This is a genomic window from Nibrella saemangeumensis, assembly GCF_039541915.1.
Lineage (GTDB): Bacteria > Bacteroidota > Bacteroidia > Cytophagales > Spirosomataceae > Nibrella > Nibrella saemangeumensis.
This window is the reverse complement of the sequence record NZ_BAABHD010000024.1, coordinates 285,297-303,714: the sequence shown is the minus strand read 5'-3', so window position 1 is coordinate 303,714 and position 18,418 is coordinate 285,297. Positions and strand designations below refer to the sequence as shown.

Here is an 18,418-nt window from a genome sequence, read left to right as displayed (position 1 = left end):
TGGCTAATGCTATGTTTGCATGAAACGTATTCACTTGTTTGAAATTGAGGATATGCCCTGGTTTCCTGATTCACTCAGGCAATGTATTACCCGGCTGATTGTAGTGATGCATCGACTACTAGGCTCACCTGGAGAATTAGCCACGTTGCTGAACAGAGCCCTCAAATATGCTTCGAAGCCTGTAATCATTGACTTATGCTCGGGTAGCGGAGGGCCTATGCCTGAGGTATTTGATACCTTAAAAGCAAAACACGGGATTGATGGACTAAAGCTGGTCCTGACTGATTTGTACCCGAATCGGGAAATGGCAAGCCGCATCAATCGCGAAAGTGATGGTAGCATAACCTATTTGACGGAGTCTGTTAATGCTGCAAACCTGGATTCTGGAAAACAAGGCGTCAGAACGATGGTTGGAAGTTTTCACCATATGAGACCGGAGGTTGCGCACAACATCCTGAAGAATGCCAAAGAAAGCAGACAGCCCATCTGCGTCTATGAGGTCAGCGACAATAGCATTCCGATCTGGCTGTGGTGGATTGCGTTACCCATGAATTTTCTGATGGTCTTTTTTATTACCCCGATGGTAAGGCCCCTCACCTGGCAGCAACTGGTATTTACGTATCTGATTCCGGTGATTCCGCTGTGTTTTGCGTGGGATGGTGCGGTCTCCAATGCCCGGACTTACACGCTAACGGATCTGGACGAGCTGCTCTTTGGCTTGAATACGGCCGAATACAGATGGGAAAAAGGACGCGTGGGCGGGAGGCTGAAAAAGCTTTATTTATTTGGCTTACCTATAGATAAAGCATACGGAAAGGAGTAAAACGCTATATGGAACCGAGACGCGAACCATTGCCTGAGAAAAAGCTACTGCTGCTTCTTTTCGTCTTTACCTTGTCCTGTACGCCACAAATGACACCGGTTAAAGCACCGGCCGTAGAGGCCGGGGTATCGCAGGAACTGGCAAAGTACCGAAAGCAAACGCTTAGTCGGCTGGGGTATACCCTGCAGTTTGCTATTCCGGCCCGGAAAGATCAACCGATTCCGGCTTCGGAAACCATCACGTTTCACTGGCAGCCCGGCAAAGCTCCCGTACAGCTCGACTTTAAAGAGCAGCGGGATCACCTGCAAAGCGTATCGGTTAACGGTCACCATGTACCGATTGCCTTCGAAAACGAGCATATCCTGATTGCGCCGAAATACCTGAAAGCAGGGCAGAATCAGGTCAGTATCCGCTTCACGGCGGGCGACCTCTCCCTTAACCGCAACGACGATTACCTGTACACCCTGCTGGTGCCCGACCGCGCCCGTACCCTGTTTCCCTGCTTCGACCAGCCCGATCTGAAGGCCTCCTTTACGGTAACGCTAGCCGTACCGAAGGACTGGCAGGCGATGAGCAACGGGCCGGTGCAGGACTCCAGCCGGCAGGGCGACCAGAAAACCATTCGTTTTGCCCCTTCGGATACCATCAGCACCTACCTGTTCTCGTTCGTAACCGGCCAGTTTGAGCCGGTTACCCGGACGATGAACGGTCGGGCGATGCACTTCTTTCACCGGGAAACTGATCCCGAGAAAATCCGGCTGAGTATAGAACCTATTTTCCAGATTCATGCCGATGCGCTTAAATTTCTGGAGGAGTACACCCAGATCAAGTACCCGTTCCGGAAGTTTGACTTTGCCGCCATTCCGGATTTTCAGTATGGTGGCATGGAGCATGTCGGTGCGATTCAGTATAAAGCGTCGAGCCTGTTTCTGGACAACGGCGCTACGCGGGACCAGAAGATCAGCCGGACTACGCTGCTGGCTCACGAAACCGCGCATATGTGGTTTGGCGACCTGGTGACCATGCGCTGGTTCGACGACGTGTGGACCAAAGAAGTCTTTGCCAACTTCATGGCCGACAAGATTTCGGAGGTGAGCCTGAAGGATGCTAATTACGATCTGGAGTTCCTGATTGCTCACTTTCCGGCCGCCTACGATGTCGACCGAACCGAAGGTGCCAACCCCATCGGGCAGCCGCTGGCGAACCTGCAGGAAGCCGGCACGCTGTACGGCGGTATCATCTACCACAAAGCACCCATTATGATGCGCCAGTTGGAGCGGCTGATGGGAAAGGAGGCACTCCGTAACGGCCTGCGCCAATACCTTCGGCAGTACGCCTACAGCAACGCGTCCTGGCCCGATCTGATTACTATTCTGGATACCTACACCCCAGCCGATCTGAAAGACTGGAATCATGTCTGGGTAAACGAAACCGGCCGGCCCCGCTTTGACTACCGGCTGGAACTGAGTAACAACAGGATCTCACAGTTCGTCATCTCCCAGAAAGGAGAAGACGGTACCGCCCGCGTCTGGCCCCAGTTGTTTGAGGTAGCGCTGGTCTACCCGGATCGGGTGGAGGAACTCACCGTGAACATGAACCAGGCGCAGGTAACGCTGAGCGATGCTGTCGGCAAGGAGAAACCGTTGTTTGTGCTGTTTAATTCCTCCGGACAGGGTTACGGACTTTTTCCGGTTGATCCGGCGATGGTACCAAAACTAGCGAGCCTGAAGAACCCGGTGATGCGGGCAGCTGCTTACATTTCGCTCTACGAGAACATGCTGGCCGGCCAGCAGCTTACACCAGATCAATTAATTGCTGTCTACCAGGGCCTGCTTCCAAATGAACCGGAAGAACTGAATCTGCGGCTGCTGACCAGCCAGCTTTCCAACCTGTTCTGGCGCTACACCCGCCCCGAAAACCGGGCCAGTCTGGCGTTGGAACTGGAGAACGTTTTTTGGCAGGCGCTGGAAAACGAACCGGCTCCCAACAAGAAAAAGTTGCTGTTTCAGGGCTATCAGAGCATTGCCCTTAGCCGGGATGCCCAGAACCGGCTTTACACCATCTGGCAGGATCAGAAAGCGCCGGAGGGCGTCCGGCTGACCGAAGATGATTACACCGCCCTTGCGCTTTCGCTGGCCGTACGTGATTACCCCGTAACGGGTCTTCTGCTGCAGCAAGCCGACCGGATCAAAAACCCGGATCGTAAAAAACGCCTGCTGTTCATGATTCCCGCCTTATCGCCCGATGTTCAGGTCCGCGATGCCTTCTTTACTTCCCTGAAAGACGAAAAGAACCGCGAGCGCGAGGCCTGGGTAACGGCGGCTCTGGGGTACCTGCACCATCCGTTGCGGGCTACCACCTCAGCCCGGTACCTGCCGGCAAGCCTGAGCCTGCTGGAAGAGATCCAGCGCACCGGCGACATCTTCTTTCCGGAGTCGTGGTTGCGGTCAACGCTGAGCGCTTATCAGTCGCCGGAGGTAGTCACGCTGGTGCGTACGTTTTTAAAAGAGCGACCGAATTACAATCCCCGCCTGAAAGCCAAACTACTGCAGGCCGCCGATAGCCCCTTCCGGGCAGCAAGGCTGGTATACAAAGCAGAGTAGCTGTTGGGCTGCCCGTCTCGCGTTACAAAAGCGGACGAGCAGCCCGCCGACGCGCAGACCTACTCACTTCGCAGACTAGTCGAGGGGTTGGCCAAGGCGGCTTTCAGTGATTCGCGGGAGACGGTCAGGAGCGTAATCAGAACCGTGGTGACTAGCGTAAGGGCAAATACCCACCAGCCGAATTCGATGCGATACACGTAGCTCTGCAGCCATCCGTTCATCAGAAACCAGCCCAGAGGAGCGGCTATTACAAACCCGATCACCATCAATCTGGCAAACTCCCGGCCAAACAGCCACAGCAACTGCCCGGCACTCGCGCCCAGCACCTTGCGCACGCCGATTTCTTTGGTCTTCGCTTCGGCCATAAACGCGACCAGTCCATACAGCCCCAGGCAGCCGATGAGGATGGCAACCAGCGAAAAGGTTTGAATCAGGCCCAGCAGAATTCGTTCGGTGAGGTAAAATCGGTTCAGAATATCGTCGACAAATTCTGCCTTGAAGACATGCTCGGGAAACTGCTCATTCCAGGCGGCTTCTACTGCTTTAACCGTAGCGGGCAAGTTGCGCGGACTTAGCTTCAGCGCGGCAATATGGTGTTCGCGGTAGTGGTTGACGATGGTCGTCGGCGGTACACCCATGCGGAGTTCATTCATCTGGAAATCGGCCACTACCCCGACAATCGTTTTATCGCTTTCCCAAACGGTAAGCCGCTTGCCCAATACCTCTTTGGGGCTACGCAGGCCTAATTGCTTCACCATGGTTTCATTGATTATCGCTTCGTTGTTGGTGGTGTCGTTGGTGCGGAAGTTGCGGCCGGCCAGCAGGGTAAGGTCAAACACCGGGAGGAAATTCATGTCGCCTACCCGGACGAGCGTCGGAAATTTCTCAGGCTCCGTATGCGTGTCGTACGTGAACGGCGTGGGTATGCGTCCGAACGAAGCTGGTGGGTCGGAACTCAGCGCGACCTGGTCAACGCCCGCTACCTGAGCCAGTCGGTTGCGGAGCGTTTCCTGTTTAACGGCACTGGTGGCAGGAACCGGTACCGTCAGAATGGCGTCTTTGCTGAAACCCAGATCGGCCTGCTGCATATGCCGCACCTGCGCCATCATGACAATGACGCCGATGATGAATAGCTGGGTAATGCAGAATTGCACCACAACCAGCCCCCGGCGTACCGAGACACCACCTACCTGCTGCGTGGTGAGCCGGCCGCGCAGCGCTGCCACGGGGTTAAATCCGGCCACGACCAGCGATGGATACAAGCCGGCCAGGACAATCACACCCGCAATCAGGCCGGTGAACCAGACCAGCGTTTTCGGCCGTAACAGGTCCAGGATAGAAAGATCAGCGTGGAGTATCGCCAGGGCCTGGTTTAGGGCCGGCAGACTGAGTTGGGTCAGCACCAGCGCCACCGCTACGGCCGCTACCGTGAGGATACCCGCTTCAACCATAAATTGCGCTATAAGTTGTAGTCGGCTGCTGCCCATTGCTTTCCGGACTCCCACTTCCTTTGAGCGTTTCAGGGCGTGGGCCGTAGCGAGGTTGATGAAGTTAATGCAGGCGGCAATCACCAGAAAAAGGCCCACGGCCATAAGAGCGTATAAAATTGGCCGGTGGGCGGGCCCCCCGTACTTGGGGTCGTGACTCAATTCGGTAAGCGGTAATACGTGGAAGTCGAAGGCTTTAGCCTCCTGCGGACTCATGTATTTCTGCCGAATCGCGGGCAGGGCATCCTGCAGCCGGCCAACCGGCGTACCCTCGCGCAGGGTGACGAAACACATGGCAGGAACATGCCCCCAGTCCTGCAGGGCTTGCGCCCCCCGCTCGCCCAGCAGCCCCGGTATGGTGCCGTAAGAGATGAGCATGTCGTAGCTGAGCTTCGTGTTGGCCGGTGGATTTTTGATGATACCGGCAACCGCAAGATCCGTCTGGTTATCAAAGCGGAGTACCCGGCCAATGGGGTTCTCGGTATCAAAATACTTTTGGGCGTACCGTTCCGACAACACCACCGTATTTGGGGCTGTCAGCGCTGTTTTACTATTCCCACTCACCCACTGCACATCAAAAACGGTAAAGAACTGCGGTTCGGTGAAACAGAGGTTCTGGCTTTCGTCAAATTTCCTGAGAAAACCACCGTTGCCATCCGGTACGCTGACAATGCGCCCATGTATATTCTCCAGCCGTACCGCGCTTTCCACAAACGGATACTCCCGGCGCAGCACCTCGCCTAAGGGTCGCGGTACCGCATCGGCCGGAACAATGTTTTCGTGCTTAATGTCCGTGACAAGCCAGTAGGTACGGTCCGCTTTCTGGTGGTAGCGGTCGAAGCTGAACAGGTAGCTGACCAGCAGGAAGATAACCAGACCGCAGGCCAGCCCAATGGATAGTCCGGCAATGCTGATGGCGTTGACGGTGCGGTGCCGCCATAGGTTGCGCTGGGCAATTTTAAGGTAATTCCGGAGCATATCAGGGGAGAGTGGTTTAGGATAGTTCTCGTGCTGGGGGCGGAGGTCAAATGGCGATGGGGTCCGGTGCAGACCGGTACTGTGCAGCGCATACCCAAAGACCTCCTGCAGGTAGCGCCAGCGGGCGCGACGTTCGCCGATATGCTCCACCTGATAGGCAAACTCCTCGTGGAGGTCGCCCAGCACATCTTCGACCCCCTGCGGGGGTAGCATCCATTCCAGAAACCGGTTGGCCCAGGCGGGCGGTTGGGGAGGGCGGGATGGCCTCATGCGTTAGTTACGTTATTGGGCGAATTCGGTACTTTGTCCCACAGGTTCGCCCGGATAGCCTGAATATCCTGTAAGGTTTGCCGGCCCGTGTCGGTGACGGCGAACAGCCGTTTGCGCCGGCCCCCACGCTCGCGGGTTGGTTCACCCATTTCGGAGCGGACCATGCCCTTCTCTTCCAGCCGCTGCAGGGCCGCGTGGATCTGATTCAGCCGAACGGAGCGGCCGGTTTGCTCCGCAATTTCGTGGGTAATGGCCACCGAATAAGCGTCGCCTTCCAGAATGGCCACAATCAGCAAAACTACCTCCTCAAACTCGCCCAGGTACGTCCGCTTCATACAGAATCTATTAGTTCTATTTTTGATGAACAAATGCTTTGCCACAATTTTTTACCGCCGATTCCAGCAAACCAAGGGCTTTTTAGGGGAAGTAGAGACGGGGCGGTGTCCGATTTCGGACATTCGGTCGTCCGGTAGGGGACAGGGGCCGGTGTTTATGCCTGGTTGTCGGGACGGATTTCCAGCCGGTACCCGACACCATGCACGGCCGCGATGCGAACCGCCGGGTCGGCCTGGAGGAGTTTGCGCAGGCGGGAGACAAAGACGTCGGCGCTGCGCCCTACAATAATACCTTCATCTTCCCAAACCGATTTGAGGATGTATTCCCGCTCCAGCACCTGGTTGGGGTGGCTGACAAACAGGTGCAGCAGCTTGGCTTCACGGTAGGTCAGCTCATGTTGAGTAGTGCCCGACATCAGCCGCTGGTTGGCCGGGTCGAAGCTGGAGTTGCCGAACCGCAGCGGCTGGGGGCTATCGGATGCCGCAACAACAGGAGCCGGGCCGGACGGCGCTGATGGCGCTACGTTCCGCCAAACGGTGTAGGCTACTCCGGCAAACAGCCCGGTGATGGCTAACACCCACCATAGCGACGTCTGTGGCGGCACGGCCTCCGGGGGCGTAAAGGTAACTTTCAGGGTATAACAGCCGGATTGCTGATCGCGGCCTCCGCAGGGAACGGGCTCCTGGCCGGTAAGATCCCGGATGGTATACCCCAACTGAAGCTCTCCTTTAGCGCAGTCCAGCACGGCTACGTCGTACGGGGTGCTGATGCCGTGCCGGTCAAGGGACGCCTGCAGCAGGGCAGGCAGCGGCTGGTAATCAAATGCACGCTCCAGCCGGATCATAAATGTGTGGTCATCGGCCTGCTGCACCGGCGGAATCCGGGAGGTAGTGTCCCCGGCTTTGACCAGCAGGTGATGGGCGGTCCGGCGCAGGGCCAGGTTCACTTTTTCGGCAAAGCGCGGGCTGTTGGCCGGCGGGGTAGTGGGAGTTAGCTGGATAAAAAGGACAAACAGCAGACTGATCAGCAGCACGCCAATGATCCCGATAACGGGGCGGGGGAATGACGTAGCTGCTTTTTGCATCGTATGGCCGGTTTTTGTGGCATCCTAAGCGGAGACTCGCTTAGGGTGGCGTAAGTTAACACCCATCTCCTTTTAGAACAAGCCAGTTTATGTGAACCCTGAGCACCCGTTTAGCCGCTTTGTCGGCGGGCCGCACCGGGTCTATGACCAGCTCATCACCGGGTACCGCCAGCGACAGCACCGGATAGAGATCAACTTCGTAGAGTGTCTGGTTGCTGTCAGACTGGCCGATCGGAACAACCCGGCCATTTCGCTGCAGATAAACCCGGAACGGCACGTCGACGGCCTCCGCAGCAACCGCGTTGCCGACGGCTAACCGCAGGATACCCCGGCTATACCGGGAAAATGTGGCAATCTCCAGGGGTTTTCCGTTCAGCAACAACGAGCTATAGACGATGCCGGGGGCCGGTTCGTCAGGGCGTATTGTTGCGGTAAAGGCACCGGCCAGGGACATAAACAGGGTGGCCACACCGGCCAGGATCAGTTGATTTTTCATGGGATGATTGGGGTTACATGCGCTTTCGTTACTGCACCAGAATTTCGTTATGGGGTAAGGCGTACCGGTTGTCCAGCGTCAGCAACACAATTGCGTCGCCTTTTCTGCATCGCGCCAGCACCCGCCGGATATCAACCTGCCGGAGGTTTTCCTTCGAGTACATGGTCAGGGTTTTGGTGTCTTTGTCGCGGATGGCAATCTGGAACGGAACCGGCTCCACCCGTTTGCTTTCGGTACGCGACAGATTCACCGTGTAGAGGGTCAGCTGCCCGGTGGCGGTGGCTGCCACCACGCATTTGCCTTTGGGGCTGTACTCGTCTACCACCATTTTGTCTCCCAAAAAAGCGGCAGTGCAGTTGGAGAACGAAGATTGGCCGGCGCAGAGGCTGGACAGCATACAGCCGCAGATGACGAGACTCCATCGAATTCTATTTTTCATAATTCTCCTTGTGTTTGATAGAACGAAACGAATGTAGGAGAAACGCGAACGGCCACGGGTAAAGGCTTGTAAAACATTGTAAAGGAACTGTAAAACCTTGTTTATCGGGGCCCAAGTCTCAATTCCCGTTTAATTATTGAATCAGGTATGCATGATCCTAGCAACAAACGGGCACAGGCGTTGAATTTTTCTTCTTTTTGGGACGAAAAAGGCAGAAATTAGTTGAATAGCCTGAACCCTTGCCCAGGAGTGGGCGAAGCTTACGGAGACCGCGATGAAAGAACCCAGACGATTGTTCGACTGCCTGCAATACCAGCAGGAACACCACCCGCTGACCGACGCCCTGGCGGCTAAAGAGAACGGCCAATGGAAGACCTACAGCACCCAGGAGGTTCGGAACCTCGTTAACCAGCTGAGCGCCGGTCTGCTCAACCTGGGGGTTTTGGCCAGTGATATGAGCGTGGAGAAACGCGACAAAGTAGCAGTGATCAGCAAAAACCGGCCGGAGTGGGTGATGCTTGACCTGGCCGTGCAGCAGATCGGGGCGGTGCTGACCCCGTTTTACCCGACCATAACCGCCGGCGAGATGCAGTTTGTGCTGCAGGATGCCGCCGTCAAATACGTCTTCGTCAACGATAAAGAACTGTACCAGAAGGTCGACAGCCTGCGGGCGTCGCTGCCCGCCCTGCAGGGTATTTACACGTTTGAGCAGGAGGATAACCTGCCGCACTGGACCTCCATGCTGGACGAGGTAACTCCTTCCCTGGCCGAGCATATCAAACGGGTCAGTGACACCATCCGCAGTGAAGACCTGGCGACCATTATTTATACTTCCGGTACTACCGGGGTGCCCAAGGGCGTGATGTTGTCGCACAAAAACATACTCAGCAACGTCTTCAGCAGCTTTCAGCTGTTCGATGAAATCGGCATTACCGGCCAGCGGGCGCTGAGTTTCCTGCCCCTGAACCATGCCTTTGAGCGGACTGCCACCTATTGTTACCTCTATATGGGCTGCTCCATCTACTACGCCGAGGGCATGGAAACCATCGGCGAAAACCTGCGGGAAGTAAACCCGACGGTGTTTACTACCGTACCCCGGCTGCTGGAGAAAGTTTACGAAGGCATTATGGCCAAAGGGGCCCAGCTGACCGGCATTAAACAGAAGCTGTTCCACTGGTCGGTCGATCTGGCAAAGCGGTACGAGATCAACGCGCCCTTGTCGCTGGGGTACCGGGCACAACTGGCGCTGGCCGACCGGCTCATCTTCAGCAAATGGCGTGAGGCACTGGGCGGTAACGTAAAAGCCATCATTACCGGTGCGGCCGCCTGTCAGGTGAAACTGCTCCGCATCTTTACGGCCGCCAAAATTGTGGTGATGGAAGGCTACGGCCTCACTGAGACGTCGCCGGTCATCAGTGGCAATCGGTTCAAAGAAGAAAACCGGATGTTTGGCACCGTAGGGCCGCTGCTGAAAGACGTACAGGTGAAGATTGCCGAAGACGGCGAAATCCTCGTGAAAGGGCCGAACGTGATGATGGGTTACTACAAACGCCCCGACCTGACGGCTGATGTCTTTGTGGGTGAGTGGTTCCGTACCGGCGACATCGGCGAGCTGGTCGACGGTAAATTCCTGAAGATCACCGACCGCAAAAAAGAGATATTCAAGACCAGTGGCGGCAAATACGTCGCCCCGCAGCCCATTGAGAACAAACTGGTGGAGAGCCCCTGGATTGAGCAGATCATGGTAGTGGGGGCCGACCAGAAATTCGTTTCGGCGCTCATTGTGCCGGCTTTCAACAAAATCAGGGAGTGGTTCAAGGAGACTGGCCGGACTTATCCGGGTAATGAGGTCGTCGTTAGCGATAAAAGCGTGGTGGGTCTGATTCGCGAAGCCATCAACCACTACAATCCTCAGCTCAATCAGGTAGAGCAGGTTAAAAAGTTTGAATTGTTACCTAGGGAGTGGACCGTAGATGGGGGCGAACTGACCCCTACGCTGAAGCTCAAACGAAAGGTTATTCTGGAGAAATATCAGGAAATAATCAACAAAATATATCCGCCGGCTTCTTTGGTTTGAGTCAAACAACTATTGGCTTGCATAACCCCGGGGCTGTTTCTTCATGTTCCGAAATATAGGATTACCGTTTACTAAATTATTGTTGTATCAAGAGGTTCTGATTTATTAATTAAGCAATAACACTTAATACATATAGCGGGCCCCGCGATCACTTCCATAACTGCCAGGCTGGTTTCCCGTCAAGGCGGTTATCAACCGGCATACCCCCTACCTCTATTCCAATCCGCAATACCACATCCGGCAGGTGCAGGAGCAGGTGGCCCAGAGCAGCTACAACTTTCCGGGACCGGATTACGATGCCGGTTTAAACCCAGCCGACCGCTATGATGAGGTTCACCTGACCGATACCGGAATGGCGAAAGCGGCCCAAATGTGGGCCGACGCCATAACCGAGTCATTTATCAAAGCTGCCAATCCCTATCAGCCGGGTTTTCCGGTTCCCAATCAGGCGCCGGTGGTAGCGCGCACCATCAGCGATCAGGCGGCTATAGCAGGTTATACTATTCCGTTTACTACGTTTTCGGACCCCAATCACGATGTTCTGTCCTTTCAGGTTACCGGTCTCCCGGCAGGCCTGTCGGTTAACGGGCTGACCATTTCCGGCACACCGACTACGGCGGGTACCGCTACAATAACGGTGAAGGCGACCGATCCGAATGGTTTATTCGTAGCGCCGGTAACAGGCACGTACAGCTTCCGCACCAACAACGATGATGGTACCCGCGTGTGGGTCACTAACCAGCTGCTGATCGATAACTGGGCCGATCAGGGGCCTACGCCAAAGGAGGGTAGCATCAGCCTGACGGCCGGCCAGAAGTACGACATCAAGGTGGAGTACTACGAAGCCTACGGTGGCGCTCAGGCGCTGCTGTACTGGGTGGTGCCCGGCAGCGGCTCGGCGGTGATCGTACCCAGAGAACGGCTCTACCCCGGCAGTGTACCACCGGCCAACCGCGCACCGGTGGTAGCCAGCCCCATCCCGAATCAGAACGCTACGGTGGGCACGGCTTTCAACTACAGCATCCCGGCCAGCACCTTCAGCGATCCGGACGCGATGCGCTGACTTACCAGATCAGCGGTTTACCGGATGGTCTCTCGGCGACGGGCCTTGTTATTGCCGGAACGCCCAGGAAGCCGGGAAATGCGAAAGTAACGGTGCGGGCCGTCGATCCGGGTGGACAGTTTGTCACAACCACGTTCGCCATTTCGGTTAATAACAGCCGGGGTCGGGTGGGTGTTGCGATGGAAACGTCTACTCCATGGCAGATCTATCCGAATCCGGCAGAGAATTACGTTAGCGTTACTCTCCCGTCAGATGTTGATGCTGCCACTATTTCCGTCACGTTTGTATCAGCTGGCGGCCGGCTGTATCGGGCTGAAAAAATGGAAGTCATCGCCGACGGTGTCAGGCTGCCGGTTTACACGCTGTCGTCCGGCCTTTACCTGTTGGTAATCAAACAGAACGACTGCGTACTGGCTTCGAAAAAATTCAGTAAGAACTAAAACGGTGCCGGGCCTCCCGGCACCTTCAGGGAAGGATTCATGCTGGTTTGATGTATGAAGCCGCATTTACGTGAAGTAGACTTTATGCGTTAATACGTTTCATTTTGCAAATCCAATTTCTTTGCCGTAGCTTTAAATGATAAATCCTTGATTAAATATGAAAAAACTAGTTTTAACCGTACTGTGCCTCCCTGCCCTCTGCCTGTCTGTTCTTGCGCAAAGCACCCCTTCGGCCGATGAGGTCATGGACAAATACCTGGTGGCCATTGGCGGCAAAGATTTGCTGGCTACTATCAATACCCTGACCGTTGATATGTCGACCGAAATGCAGGGGAACACCATGATTATGACCCGCAAACAGGTGGCTCCCAACAAGTTCTCGCAGGTGGGTTATGCCAATGGCATGGAACTCTTCAAGATGGTATCCGATGGCAGTAAAGTCGCCATGGTAAGCCCGCGCGGCAATCAGACCATGGAGGGCGCTCAGGCCCAGCAGGCTATTTTAATGAATATGCTCTTCCCGGAAATGCAGTTAGCCAAAATGGGGGTGAAGAGCACCGTAGCGGGTAGCGAGAAAGTTAATGGTAAAGACGCCTATAAAGTAACGCATACCACCGCCGACGGTGCCATAACCTGGTCAGATTTCTACGATGCAGCCTCCGGCCTGAAAGTACAGACGGTATCAATGATGCGTACCCCGCAGGGCGAACGCGAGCAAGCCATCCTGTATGCCGATTACAAAGATTTCAAAGGGTTGAAGTACCCCACCACCATTACCCAGGGTAGCGGGCAGTTTCAGCGGCAGTCAACAGTTGACAAGGTGAAGATCAACGATAAGGTAAAAGACTCTGATTTCGCCGTTGCCCAGTAGGTTGGTTGATTAGTTAACTGGTTAATTGGTTGATCGAACTATTTGACCATTGAACCCATTAACCAGTTAACCAATCAACTACTCAACCATGATTCGTTTAAGTGTGCTGGATCAGTCGCCGATCCGGAAGGGCAGCAACGCCCACGAAGCGCTGCAGGAAACCGTAGCGTTAGCCAAACTAACCGACCAACTGGGCTATACCCGTTTTTGGGTAGCCGAACACCACAATACCACCGCCCTGGCCGGCTCTACGCCGGAGATCCTGATGGCCCACTTGGGCGGGCAGACCATACACCTCCGCATTGGCTCCGGTGGGGTGATGCTGCCGCACTACAGCGCCCTGAAAGTGGCCGAAAACTTCCGGCTGCTGGAATCGCTCTTCCCCGGCCGGATCGACATGGGGGTGGGCCGGGCTCCCGGTGGCGACCGCAATACCGCCAGCGTGCTGAACCCCGGCAATACGTTCAGCGAGCAGGATTTTGCGCAGCAGCTTTTCGATTTACAGAATTACCTGAACGACCGCCCGGTGTACCAGAACGTGAGGGCCATGCCGATACCGCCTTCGGTGCCGGAGCAGTGGATTCTGAGTTCCAGCGGACAGAGCGCCTACTTTGCCGCGCACTTCGGCATGGGTTTTTCGTTTGCGCATTTTATCAATCCCAACGGCGGTCCGCAGGCGGTAGCCCTGTACCGGGAGCGGTTTCAGCCCTCCGAAAACCTCGACCAGCCGCAGGCTAATGTGGCCCTGTTTGTATTCTGCGCCCAAGACGAAGAAAAATTACGGCAGCAGCAGGCCATTGTCGATCACCGCTTTCTGCAACTGGAAACCAAAGGCCGGCTCGACCCCGTTGATTACGATGAGGTAAAGGATGTGGTGTACTCCCCGGCCGAGCAGCAGCGGATCGAATACAACCGGCAGCGCATGGTGCTGGGTACGCCCGGGCAGGTGAAGGCCAAACTGCTCCACTATGCCGACCAGTACCAGGTAGAAGAACTGATGCTGGCCAACATTGCCTCCGACTTTACCGACCGGCTGCGGTCGTACGAACTGCTGGCCGAAGCCTTTGCGTTGCCGAAGCCGCAACCCGTTCACGAGGAGGAAGGGGTACGGTGAAGGAGAGGAGGTGATTTTTTGCCTATATATGCTTAGATTGCCTTCTTCACATTAAACCTAACCTTATCTGATGAAACGCATTCTGTTTTGTCTTCTTTTTCTGACTTCCTGTTTACTAGATCAGGCCTTTGCGCAAGTTGGAAATACCGGCCGTACGCTCCGCATCATCGCTTTTGGTGCCCATCCCGACGACTGTGAACTAAAAGCCAGTGGCGTAGCGGCTCTGTGGGCTGCGCAGGGGCATAAAGTAAAGTTTGTCTCCCTGACCAACGGCGACATTGGGCATTTCAGTCAGGCGGGTGGGCCGCTGGCGCAGCGTCGCCGGGCCGAAGTGCAGGCCTGCGCCAAAGCCCTGGGCATTGAAACCGAAGTGCTCGATATCCACGACGGCGAACTGATGCCGACGCTGGAGAACCGGAAAGCCGTGGCCCGGCTGATTCGGGAGTGGCAGGCCGATATCGTACTCTGTCACCGCCCGAACGACTACCACCCCGACCACCGCTACACGGGTGTGCTGGTGGAAGATGCCGCTGTAGTGGTGGCTGCGCCGTTCTTTACGCCCGATACCCCGCCCACCAAAGGCAACCCGGTTTTCCTGTACTACTCCGATAATTTCCAGAAACCCAACGCCTTCGAACCGACCATTGTGGTGGGCATCGACGAAGCGGTGGAGAAGAAATGGGCGTGTCTGCGGGCCATTCCGTCGCAGTTTGCCGATAAGGATTCCTGGCAGGGCCGTTACCTGCCCAACGTGCCGGAGGGGGATGCCCAGCGGCAGACGTATATACTGGACGTGCTGAAGAAGCGCAACGAAGACGTAGCCAACAAATACCGGGACCGGCTGGTGCAGTTGTACGGGGCCGACAAAGGGCGTAAGTTTAAATACGCCGAAGCCTTTGAGCTTTGCCAGTACGGCAGTCAGCCCTCGCTGGAGGATCTGAAGAAACTGTTTCCGACGTTTTAAGCCTGACGTACCCGGATTGGAGGCCGTATCCGTAACGCCGGGCCGGACACCTATTTAATCCATATGCTGAGAAGTCGCTTTCTGCGGGTACAGCTTATCTGTCTTCTCTTACTGGCACGCGTCACTCCGCTGCCGGCGCAGCCGGACATCTTTACCACGGTACCGCTGCCGAATGGGATGGATCATAGCTGGATTACCGACCTGAAACAGGACCGCTATGGCTTTATGTGGGCGGCCACCTCCATGGGCCTGCTGCGGTACGACGGCTATACCTGGACGTCTTTCCTGCACAACCCCAACTCTGCTCAATCGCTGGTGAGCAATGCCCTGGAAGCGGTTTGCCCTACCCGCGACGGCCGGGTGTGGGTCGGCACCAAAGGATATGGCCTGGAGTGCCTAGACCCCGAAACCGGTCGCGTAGAACACCACAAACTGGCCGGACGGGCCGATTTCAATACAGCCGAAAACCTGATCACCACCCTGTACGAAGACCGGCAGGGGACGCTCTGGGTTGGTACGCGCAACGGACTCTACAGCCGCCGGGCCGGGCAGCGGGGTTTCACCCGCTATGCACCCGTGCCGAACGACCCCGGCAGTCTGAGCCACGGTCAGATCCGGGTAATCTACGAAGACCGGCAGGGAACCCTCTGGATTGGTACCGGTGAGCCCAACCTGACCAGTCCGCAGTCGGGAGGCTTGAACAAATTCGACCGCAAAACAGGCCGATTTACCCGCTACCGCCATGACCCGGCCGACCCGACCAGCCTGGCCGGCAACTGGGTACTGGCCCTGTACGAAGACAGCCGGGGTACCTTCTGGGTGGGTACCTGGGGCGACGGCCTGCATACCATGGACCGCCGGACCGGCAAATTCACCCGCTACCCGTACGATCCCGACCATCCCGACCAGCTCAGCCGGCCGTATTTGGAAAGCCATCGGAAGGACGTTGAATACCACATCCGCTTCATCCGGGAAGACGGGGCCGGTCAGGTCTGGATCGGCACCAACGGCGGTGGCATGAAATGCTACAACCCCGCTACCGGGAACGTAACCTATTTCCGGGCCCGAAACGACTCCACCGGTGGCCTGCCGGGCAATGCGTTCTGGTCGGCCTGCCGCTCCCGCGACGGGGTGCTCTGGCTGGGTGGCGTACATGGGCATTTGGTCCGGATTGCCCCGGTCAACCGGGCGATTTACCGCGTGGAGAGTCCTAACGGAACGGCGGTCAACGATTTTTACGAAGACCCTTCCGGCATGGTCTGGCTGGGCACCAACGGCGGTCTGATCGCCCGCGGTCCGCAGCGCGGAGCCCAACAGCCGTTTTACCAGCAGGCCGCCCGGCAGACCCGGCTCCTCAGCGATCATGTGTTTTCGTTTTTTGAAGACCGGCAGGGGGATCTCTGGATTAGCACCTGGACCAGCGGCCTTTACCGCTACCAGCGCTCAACCGGCCGGTTTACCAACTACCGCAATGACCCGGTCCGGCCGTCTAGTCTCGACAAGGGGTATGTCATCAACACCTACGAAGACCGGTCGGGTACCATCTGGGTCATGACCCCCGGCGGTCTCCACCGGATGGAGGGCCGGGCGGACCGCTTTACCCACTACCGCTATGATCCAAACGATTCCACCTCGATCGGGAACGGGGTCATTTGTGCGCTGGAAGACCGCACCGGAACGTTTTGGGTAGGCACCTGGTCGGGGGGCGGGGTTTGCCGGATGGACCGGCAAACGGGCCGGTTTACCCACTTCCTCAAAGGAAGCGACCTTGTCGGACAAATCCTGGAAGATGCCTCCGGAACGCTCTGGGTAACGGCCGGCACGGGAGGGTCCGGCGGCTTATACCGGTTCGACCGCCCACGCGACCAATTCCGGCCCTTTGTGAACCCGGCCACCGGCAAAACCATCGGCAATGTAAAAAGCCTGGTAACCGACCAGGCCGGAAATCTCTGGGTAGGCACCTTCGACGGGCTGGTCAGAATCAACCGGCAGCGGGATACGGTTACCCTCTTTGGTGAAGATTATGGCATCAAAGGCGGCCAGGAGTTTTATTACGGCTCCTGTTACCGCAGCCGCGACGGTACCCTGTTTTTCGGGGGCGAAGGCGGCTATTATTACTTTCGGCCCGAGCAACTGACCAAACCCCGCTCCGTACCGCCACAGGTACAGCTGACGGCCCTCCGGGTTGCCAACAAGCCGGTGTCTGTTGAATCGGCCGGACCGCTGACCAAACCGCTGGCCCAGGCCGAAGCGCTGCACCTCGATCACGACCAGAATGTGTTCTCGTTCGACTTCGTCGGTATCCATTACCGCCATCCCGAACGAAACCAATACACCTACACGCTTGAAAACTACGACGACTGGCGATCCGTTGGTTCGGAGCGTACGGCTACTTACTACAATGTGCCGCCGGGTGAGTACGTATTCCGGGTAAAAGCGGCTAACAGCGATGGCGTATGGGCCGAAAAAGCGATACCTGTCATCATCTCGCCCCCGTGGTGGCGCAGCGGGGTATTTCTGACGCTGGCTGTGATTAGCCTGGGCGGGCTGGTTTACGCCGGTTTTCGCTACCGGGTAGCGCAGATCCGCCGGGAGGAGGCCCGGAAAACAGCGCTTAACAAACACGTAGCTGAGCTGGAGATGCAGGCGTTGCGGGCGCAGATGAATCCACACTTTATCTTCAACAGCCTAAACTCGATCAACTACTACATCATCAAGAATGAACGGCAGACGGCCTCCGGCTACCTGTTGCGTTTCTCCCGGCTGATCCGGCTGATCCTTAAAAACTCAAACTCCCCGACGGTAACCGTCCAGAACGAACTGGACGCCCTGAAGCTCTACCTCGACCTGGAGCGACTCCGCTTCGACAAGAAGTTCGACTATACGATCCGCTGCGCCGACGAGGTAGATGTTCTGACGACGGAGATTCCCCCGCTGATGCTGCAACCGTACGTCGAAAATGCCATCTGGCACGGACTGATGCCCAAAGAAGGGCCCGGCCACATTCTGGTCGATATCCGGCGGGAGCAAAGTAAACTGGTATTTACGATTGAAGACAATGGAGTAGGGCGCAAAAAAGCCGCTCAGTTGAAAAGCCACTCGGCTACGAGTGAATCGATGGGCATGCAGATCACCTGGCATCGCATTGAACTGTTCAGTGAATTGGTAGGTCGTAAACCCCAGGTTTCTATTCAGGACCTGATGGACGCCGACGGCGAAGGCTGCGGTACTAAGGTGATTATTGAAATACCGGTGTGAATGCGTAGCCTGAGCCCAGGTATACCTACAAACGGGTTAATCAGAATTAAGCCGATGCCGCAGCCGAATAATAGACAGCTAACGCTTTATTTCACTGGAAATACGTATCTTGGGT

At 56.3% G+C, this 18,418-nt stretch carries 14 protein-coding genes and 1 pseudogene; 10 read left to right on the top strand and 5 right to left on the bottom strand.

The window, feature by feature from the left end; genetic code table 11:
- The first annotated feature begins 19 nt into the window (after nucleotides 1-19).
- Together ABD949_RS11280 and ABD949_RS11275 are read left to right on the top strand one after the other, a co-directional pair.
- A complete protein-coding gene (locus ABD949_RS11280) occupies nucleotides 20-823 on the top strand; it encodes a hypothetical protein (protein ID WP_345243490.1) in 804 nt (267 codons plus the stop codon).
- A gap of 89 nt (nucleotides 824-912) precedes the next feature.
- Nucleotides 913-3,426 (top strand): M1 family aminopeptidase, encoded by a 2,514-nt coding sequence (locus ABD949_RS11275; RefSeq protein WP_345243606.1) that lies wholly within the window; start codon nucleotides 913-915, stop codon nucleotides 3,424-3,426.
- Between the two features lie 59 nt (nucleotides 3,427-3,485).
- Here ABD949_RS11275 and ABD949_RS11270 read toward each other — a convergent pair whose 3' ends face one another.
- From ABD949_RS11270 to ABD949_RS11250, 5 genes are all read right to left on the bottom strand, one after another.
- Entirely contained in the window at nucleotides 3,486-6,161 is a 2,676-nt protein-coding gene (locus ABD949_RS11270; RefSeq protein ID WP_345243489.1) for an ABC transporter permease, read from the bottom strand.
- A complete protein-coding gene (locus ABD949_RS11265) occupies nucleotides 6,158-6,496 on the bottom strand; it encodes a PadR family transcriptional regulator (RefSeq protein WP_345243488.1) in 339 nt (112 codons plus the stop codon). Before ABD949_RS11265 ends, ABD949_RS11270 begins: the two co-directional genes overlap by 4 nt.
- Nucleotides 6,497-6,651: 155 nt before the next feature.
- Nucleotides 6,652-7,581, bottom strand: coding sequence for a winged helix-turn-helix domain-containing protein (locus tag ABD949_RS11260; RefSeq protein ID WP_345243486.1), 930 nt, complete (start codon nucleotides 7,579-7,581; stop codon nucleotides 6,652-6,654).
- Nucleotides 7,582-7,636: 55 nt separating this feature from the next.
- The gene (locus ABD949_RS11255; protein ID WP_345243484.1) at nucleotides 7,637-8,077 is read right to left on the bottom strand and encodes a hypothetical protein; all 441 of its coding nucleotides are present in this window, start codon (nucleotides 8,075-8,077) and stop codon (nucleotides 7,637-7,639) included.
- A 28-nt stretch (nucleotides 8,078-8,105) separates the two neighbouring features.
- The gene (locus ABD949_RS11250; RefSeq protein WP_345243483.1) at nucleotides 8,106-8,516 is read right to left on the bottom strand and encodes a hypothetical protein; all 411 of its coding nucleotides are present in this window, start codon (nucleotides 8,514-8,516) and stop codon (nucleotides 8,106-8,108) included.
- A gap of 274 nt (nucleotides 8,517-8,790) precedes the next feature.
- On the opposite strand from ABD949_RS11250, the gene ABD949_RS11245 reads away from it, so the two are divergent.
- The 8 genes and pseudogenes from ABD949_RS11245 to ABD949_RS11215 all read left to right on the top strand — a co-directional run bounded on the left by ABD949_RS11245 (nucleotide 8,791) and on the right by ABD949_RS11215 (nucleotide 18,303).
- Nucleotides 8,791-10,593 carry an AMP-dependent synthetase/ligase gene (locus ABD949_RS11245; protein ID WP_345243481.1) on the top strand — a complete coding sequence of 601 codons (1,803 nt, stop codon included), beginning with the start codon at nucleotides 8,791-8,793 and terminating at the stop codon, nucleotides 10,591-10,593.
- 352 nt (nucleotides 10,594-10,945) lie between these two features.
- A complete protein-coding gene (locus tag ABD949_RS11240) occupies nucleotides 10,946-11,656 on the top strand; it encodes a PA14 domain-containing protein (RefSeq protein ID WP_425576744.1) in 711 nt (236 codons plus the stop codon).
- Nucleotides 11,647-11,748, top strand: a pseudogene (locus tag ABD949_RS30790) (hypothetical protein); the annotation flags it as partial. The gene ABD949_RS11240 and the pseudogene ABD949_RS30790, both read left to right, overlap by 10 nt.
- Nucleotides 11,749-12,096, top strand: a complete 348-nt coding sequence (locus ABD949_RS11235; protein WP_345243478.1) for a T9SS type A sorting domain-containing protein — start codon at nucleotides 11,749-11,751, stop codon at nucleotides 12,094-12,096.
- Between the two features lie 157 nt (nucleotides 12,097-12,253).
- A complete protein-coding gene (locus tag ABD949_RS11230; protein ID WP_345243476.1) occupies nucleotides 12,254-12,967 on the top strand; it encodes a hypothetical protein in 714 nt (237 codons plus the stop codon).
- Nucleotides 12,968-13,055: 88 nt separating this feature from the next.
- A complete protein-coding gene (locus ABD949_RS11225; RefSeq protein WP_345243475.1) occupies nucleotides 13,056-14,081 on the top strand; it encodes an LLM class flavin-dependent oxidoreductase in 1,026 nt (341 codons plus the stop codon).
- Between the two features lie 70 nt (nucleotides 14,082-14,151).
- Nucleotides 14,152-15,045, top strand: coding sequence for a PIG-L deacetylase family protein (locus tag ABD949_RS11220; protein WP_345243473.1), 894 nt, complete (start codon nucleotides 14,152-14,154; stop codon nucleotides 15,043-15,045).
- Between the two features lie 63 nt (nucleotides 15,046-15,108).
- Nucleotides 15,109-18,303, top strand: a complete 3,195-nt coding sequence (locus tag ABD949_RS11215) for a two-component regulator propeller domain-containing protein (protein WP_345243471.1) — start codon at nucleotides 15,109-15,111, stop codon at nucleotides 18,301-18,303.
- The last annotated feature ends 115 nt before the right edge of the window (nucleotides 18,304-18,418 follow it).

Excerpts from the sequence above, each read along its gene's own strand:
- ABD949_RS11220 (WP_345243473.1), top strand. The coding sequence starts at position 14,152 with ATGAAACGCATTCTGTTTTGTCTTCTTTTTCTGACTTCCTGTTTACTA.
- ABD949_RS11275 (WP_345243606.1), top strand. The coding sequence starts at position 913 with ATGACACCGGTTAAAGCACCGGCCGTAGAGGCCGGGGTATCGCAGGAA.
- ABD949_RS11250 (WP_345243483.1), bottom strand. The coding sequence starts at position 8,516 with ATGAAAAATAGAATTCGATGGAGTCTCGTCATCTGCGGCTGTATGCTG.
- ABD949_RS11270 (WP_345243489.1), bottom strand. The coding sequence starts at position 6,161 with ATGAGGCCATCCCGCCCTCCCCAACCGCCCGCCTGGGCCAACCGGTTT.
- ABD949_RS11225 (WP_345243475.1), top strand. The coding sequence starts at position 13,056 with ATGATTCGTTTAAGTGTGCTGGATCAGTCGCCGATCCGGAAGGGCAGC.
- ABD949_RS11215 (WP_345243471.1), top strand. The coding sequence starts at position 15,109 with ATGCTGAGAAGTCGCTTTCTGCGGGTACAGCTTATCTGTCTTCTCTTA.
- ABD949_RS11245 (WP_345243481.1), top strand. The coding sequence starts at position 8,791 with ATGAAAGAACCCAGACGATTGTTCGACTGCCTGCAATACCAGCAGGAA.
- ABD949_RS11260 (WP_345243486.1), bottom strand. The coding sequence starts at position 7,581 with ATGCAAAAAGCAGCTACGTCATTCCCCCGCCCCGTTATCGGGATCATT.
- ABD949_RS11255 (WP_345243484.1), bottom strand. The coding sequence starts at position 8,077 with ATGAAAAATCAACTGATCCTGGCCGGTGTGGCCACCCTGTTTATGTCC.
- ABD949_RS11265 (WP_345243488.1), bottom strand. The coding sequence starts at position 6,496 with ATGAAGCGGACGTACCTGGGCGAGTTTGAGGAGGTAGTTTTGCTGATT.
- ABD949_RS11230 (WP_345243476.1), top strand. The coding sequence starts at position 12,254 with ATGAAAAAACTAGTTTTAACCGTACTGTGCCTCCCTGCCCTCTGCCTG.
- ABD949_RS11280 (WP_345243490.1), top strand. The coding sequence starts at position 20 with ATGAAACGTATTCACTTGTTTGAAATTGAGGATATGCCCTGGTTTCCT.
- ABD949_RS11240 (WP_425576744.1), top strand. The coding sequence starts at position 10,946 with ATGGCGAAAGCGGCCCAAATGTGGGCCGACGCCATAACCGAGTCATTT.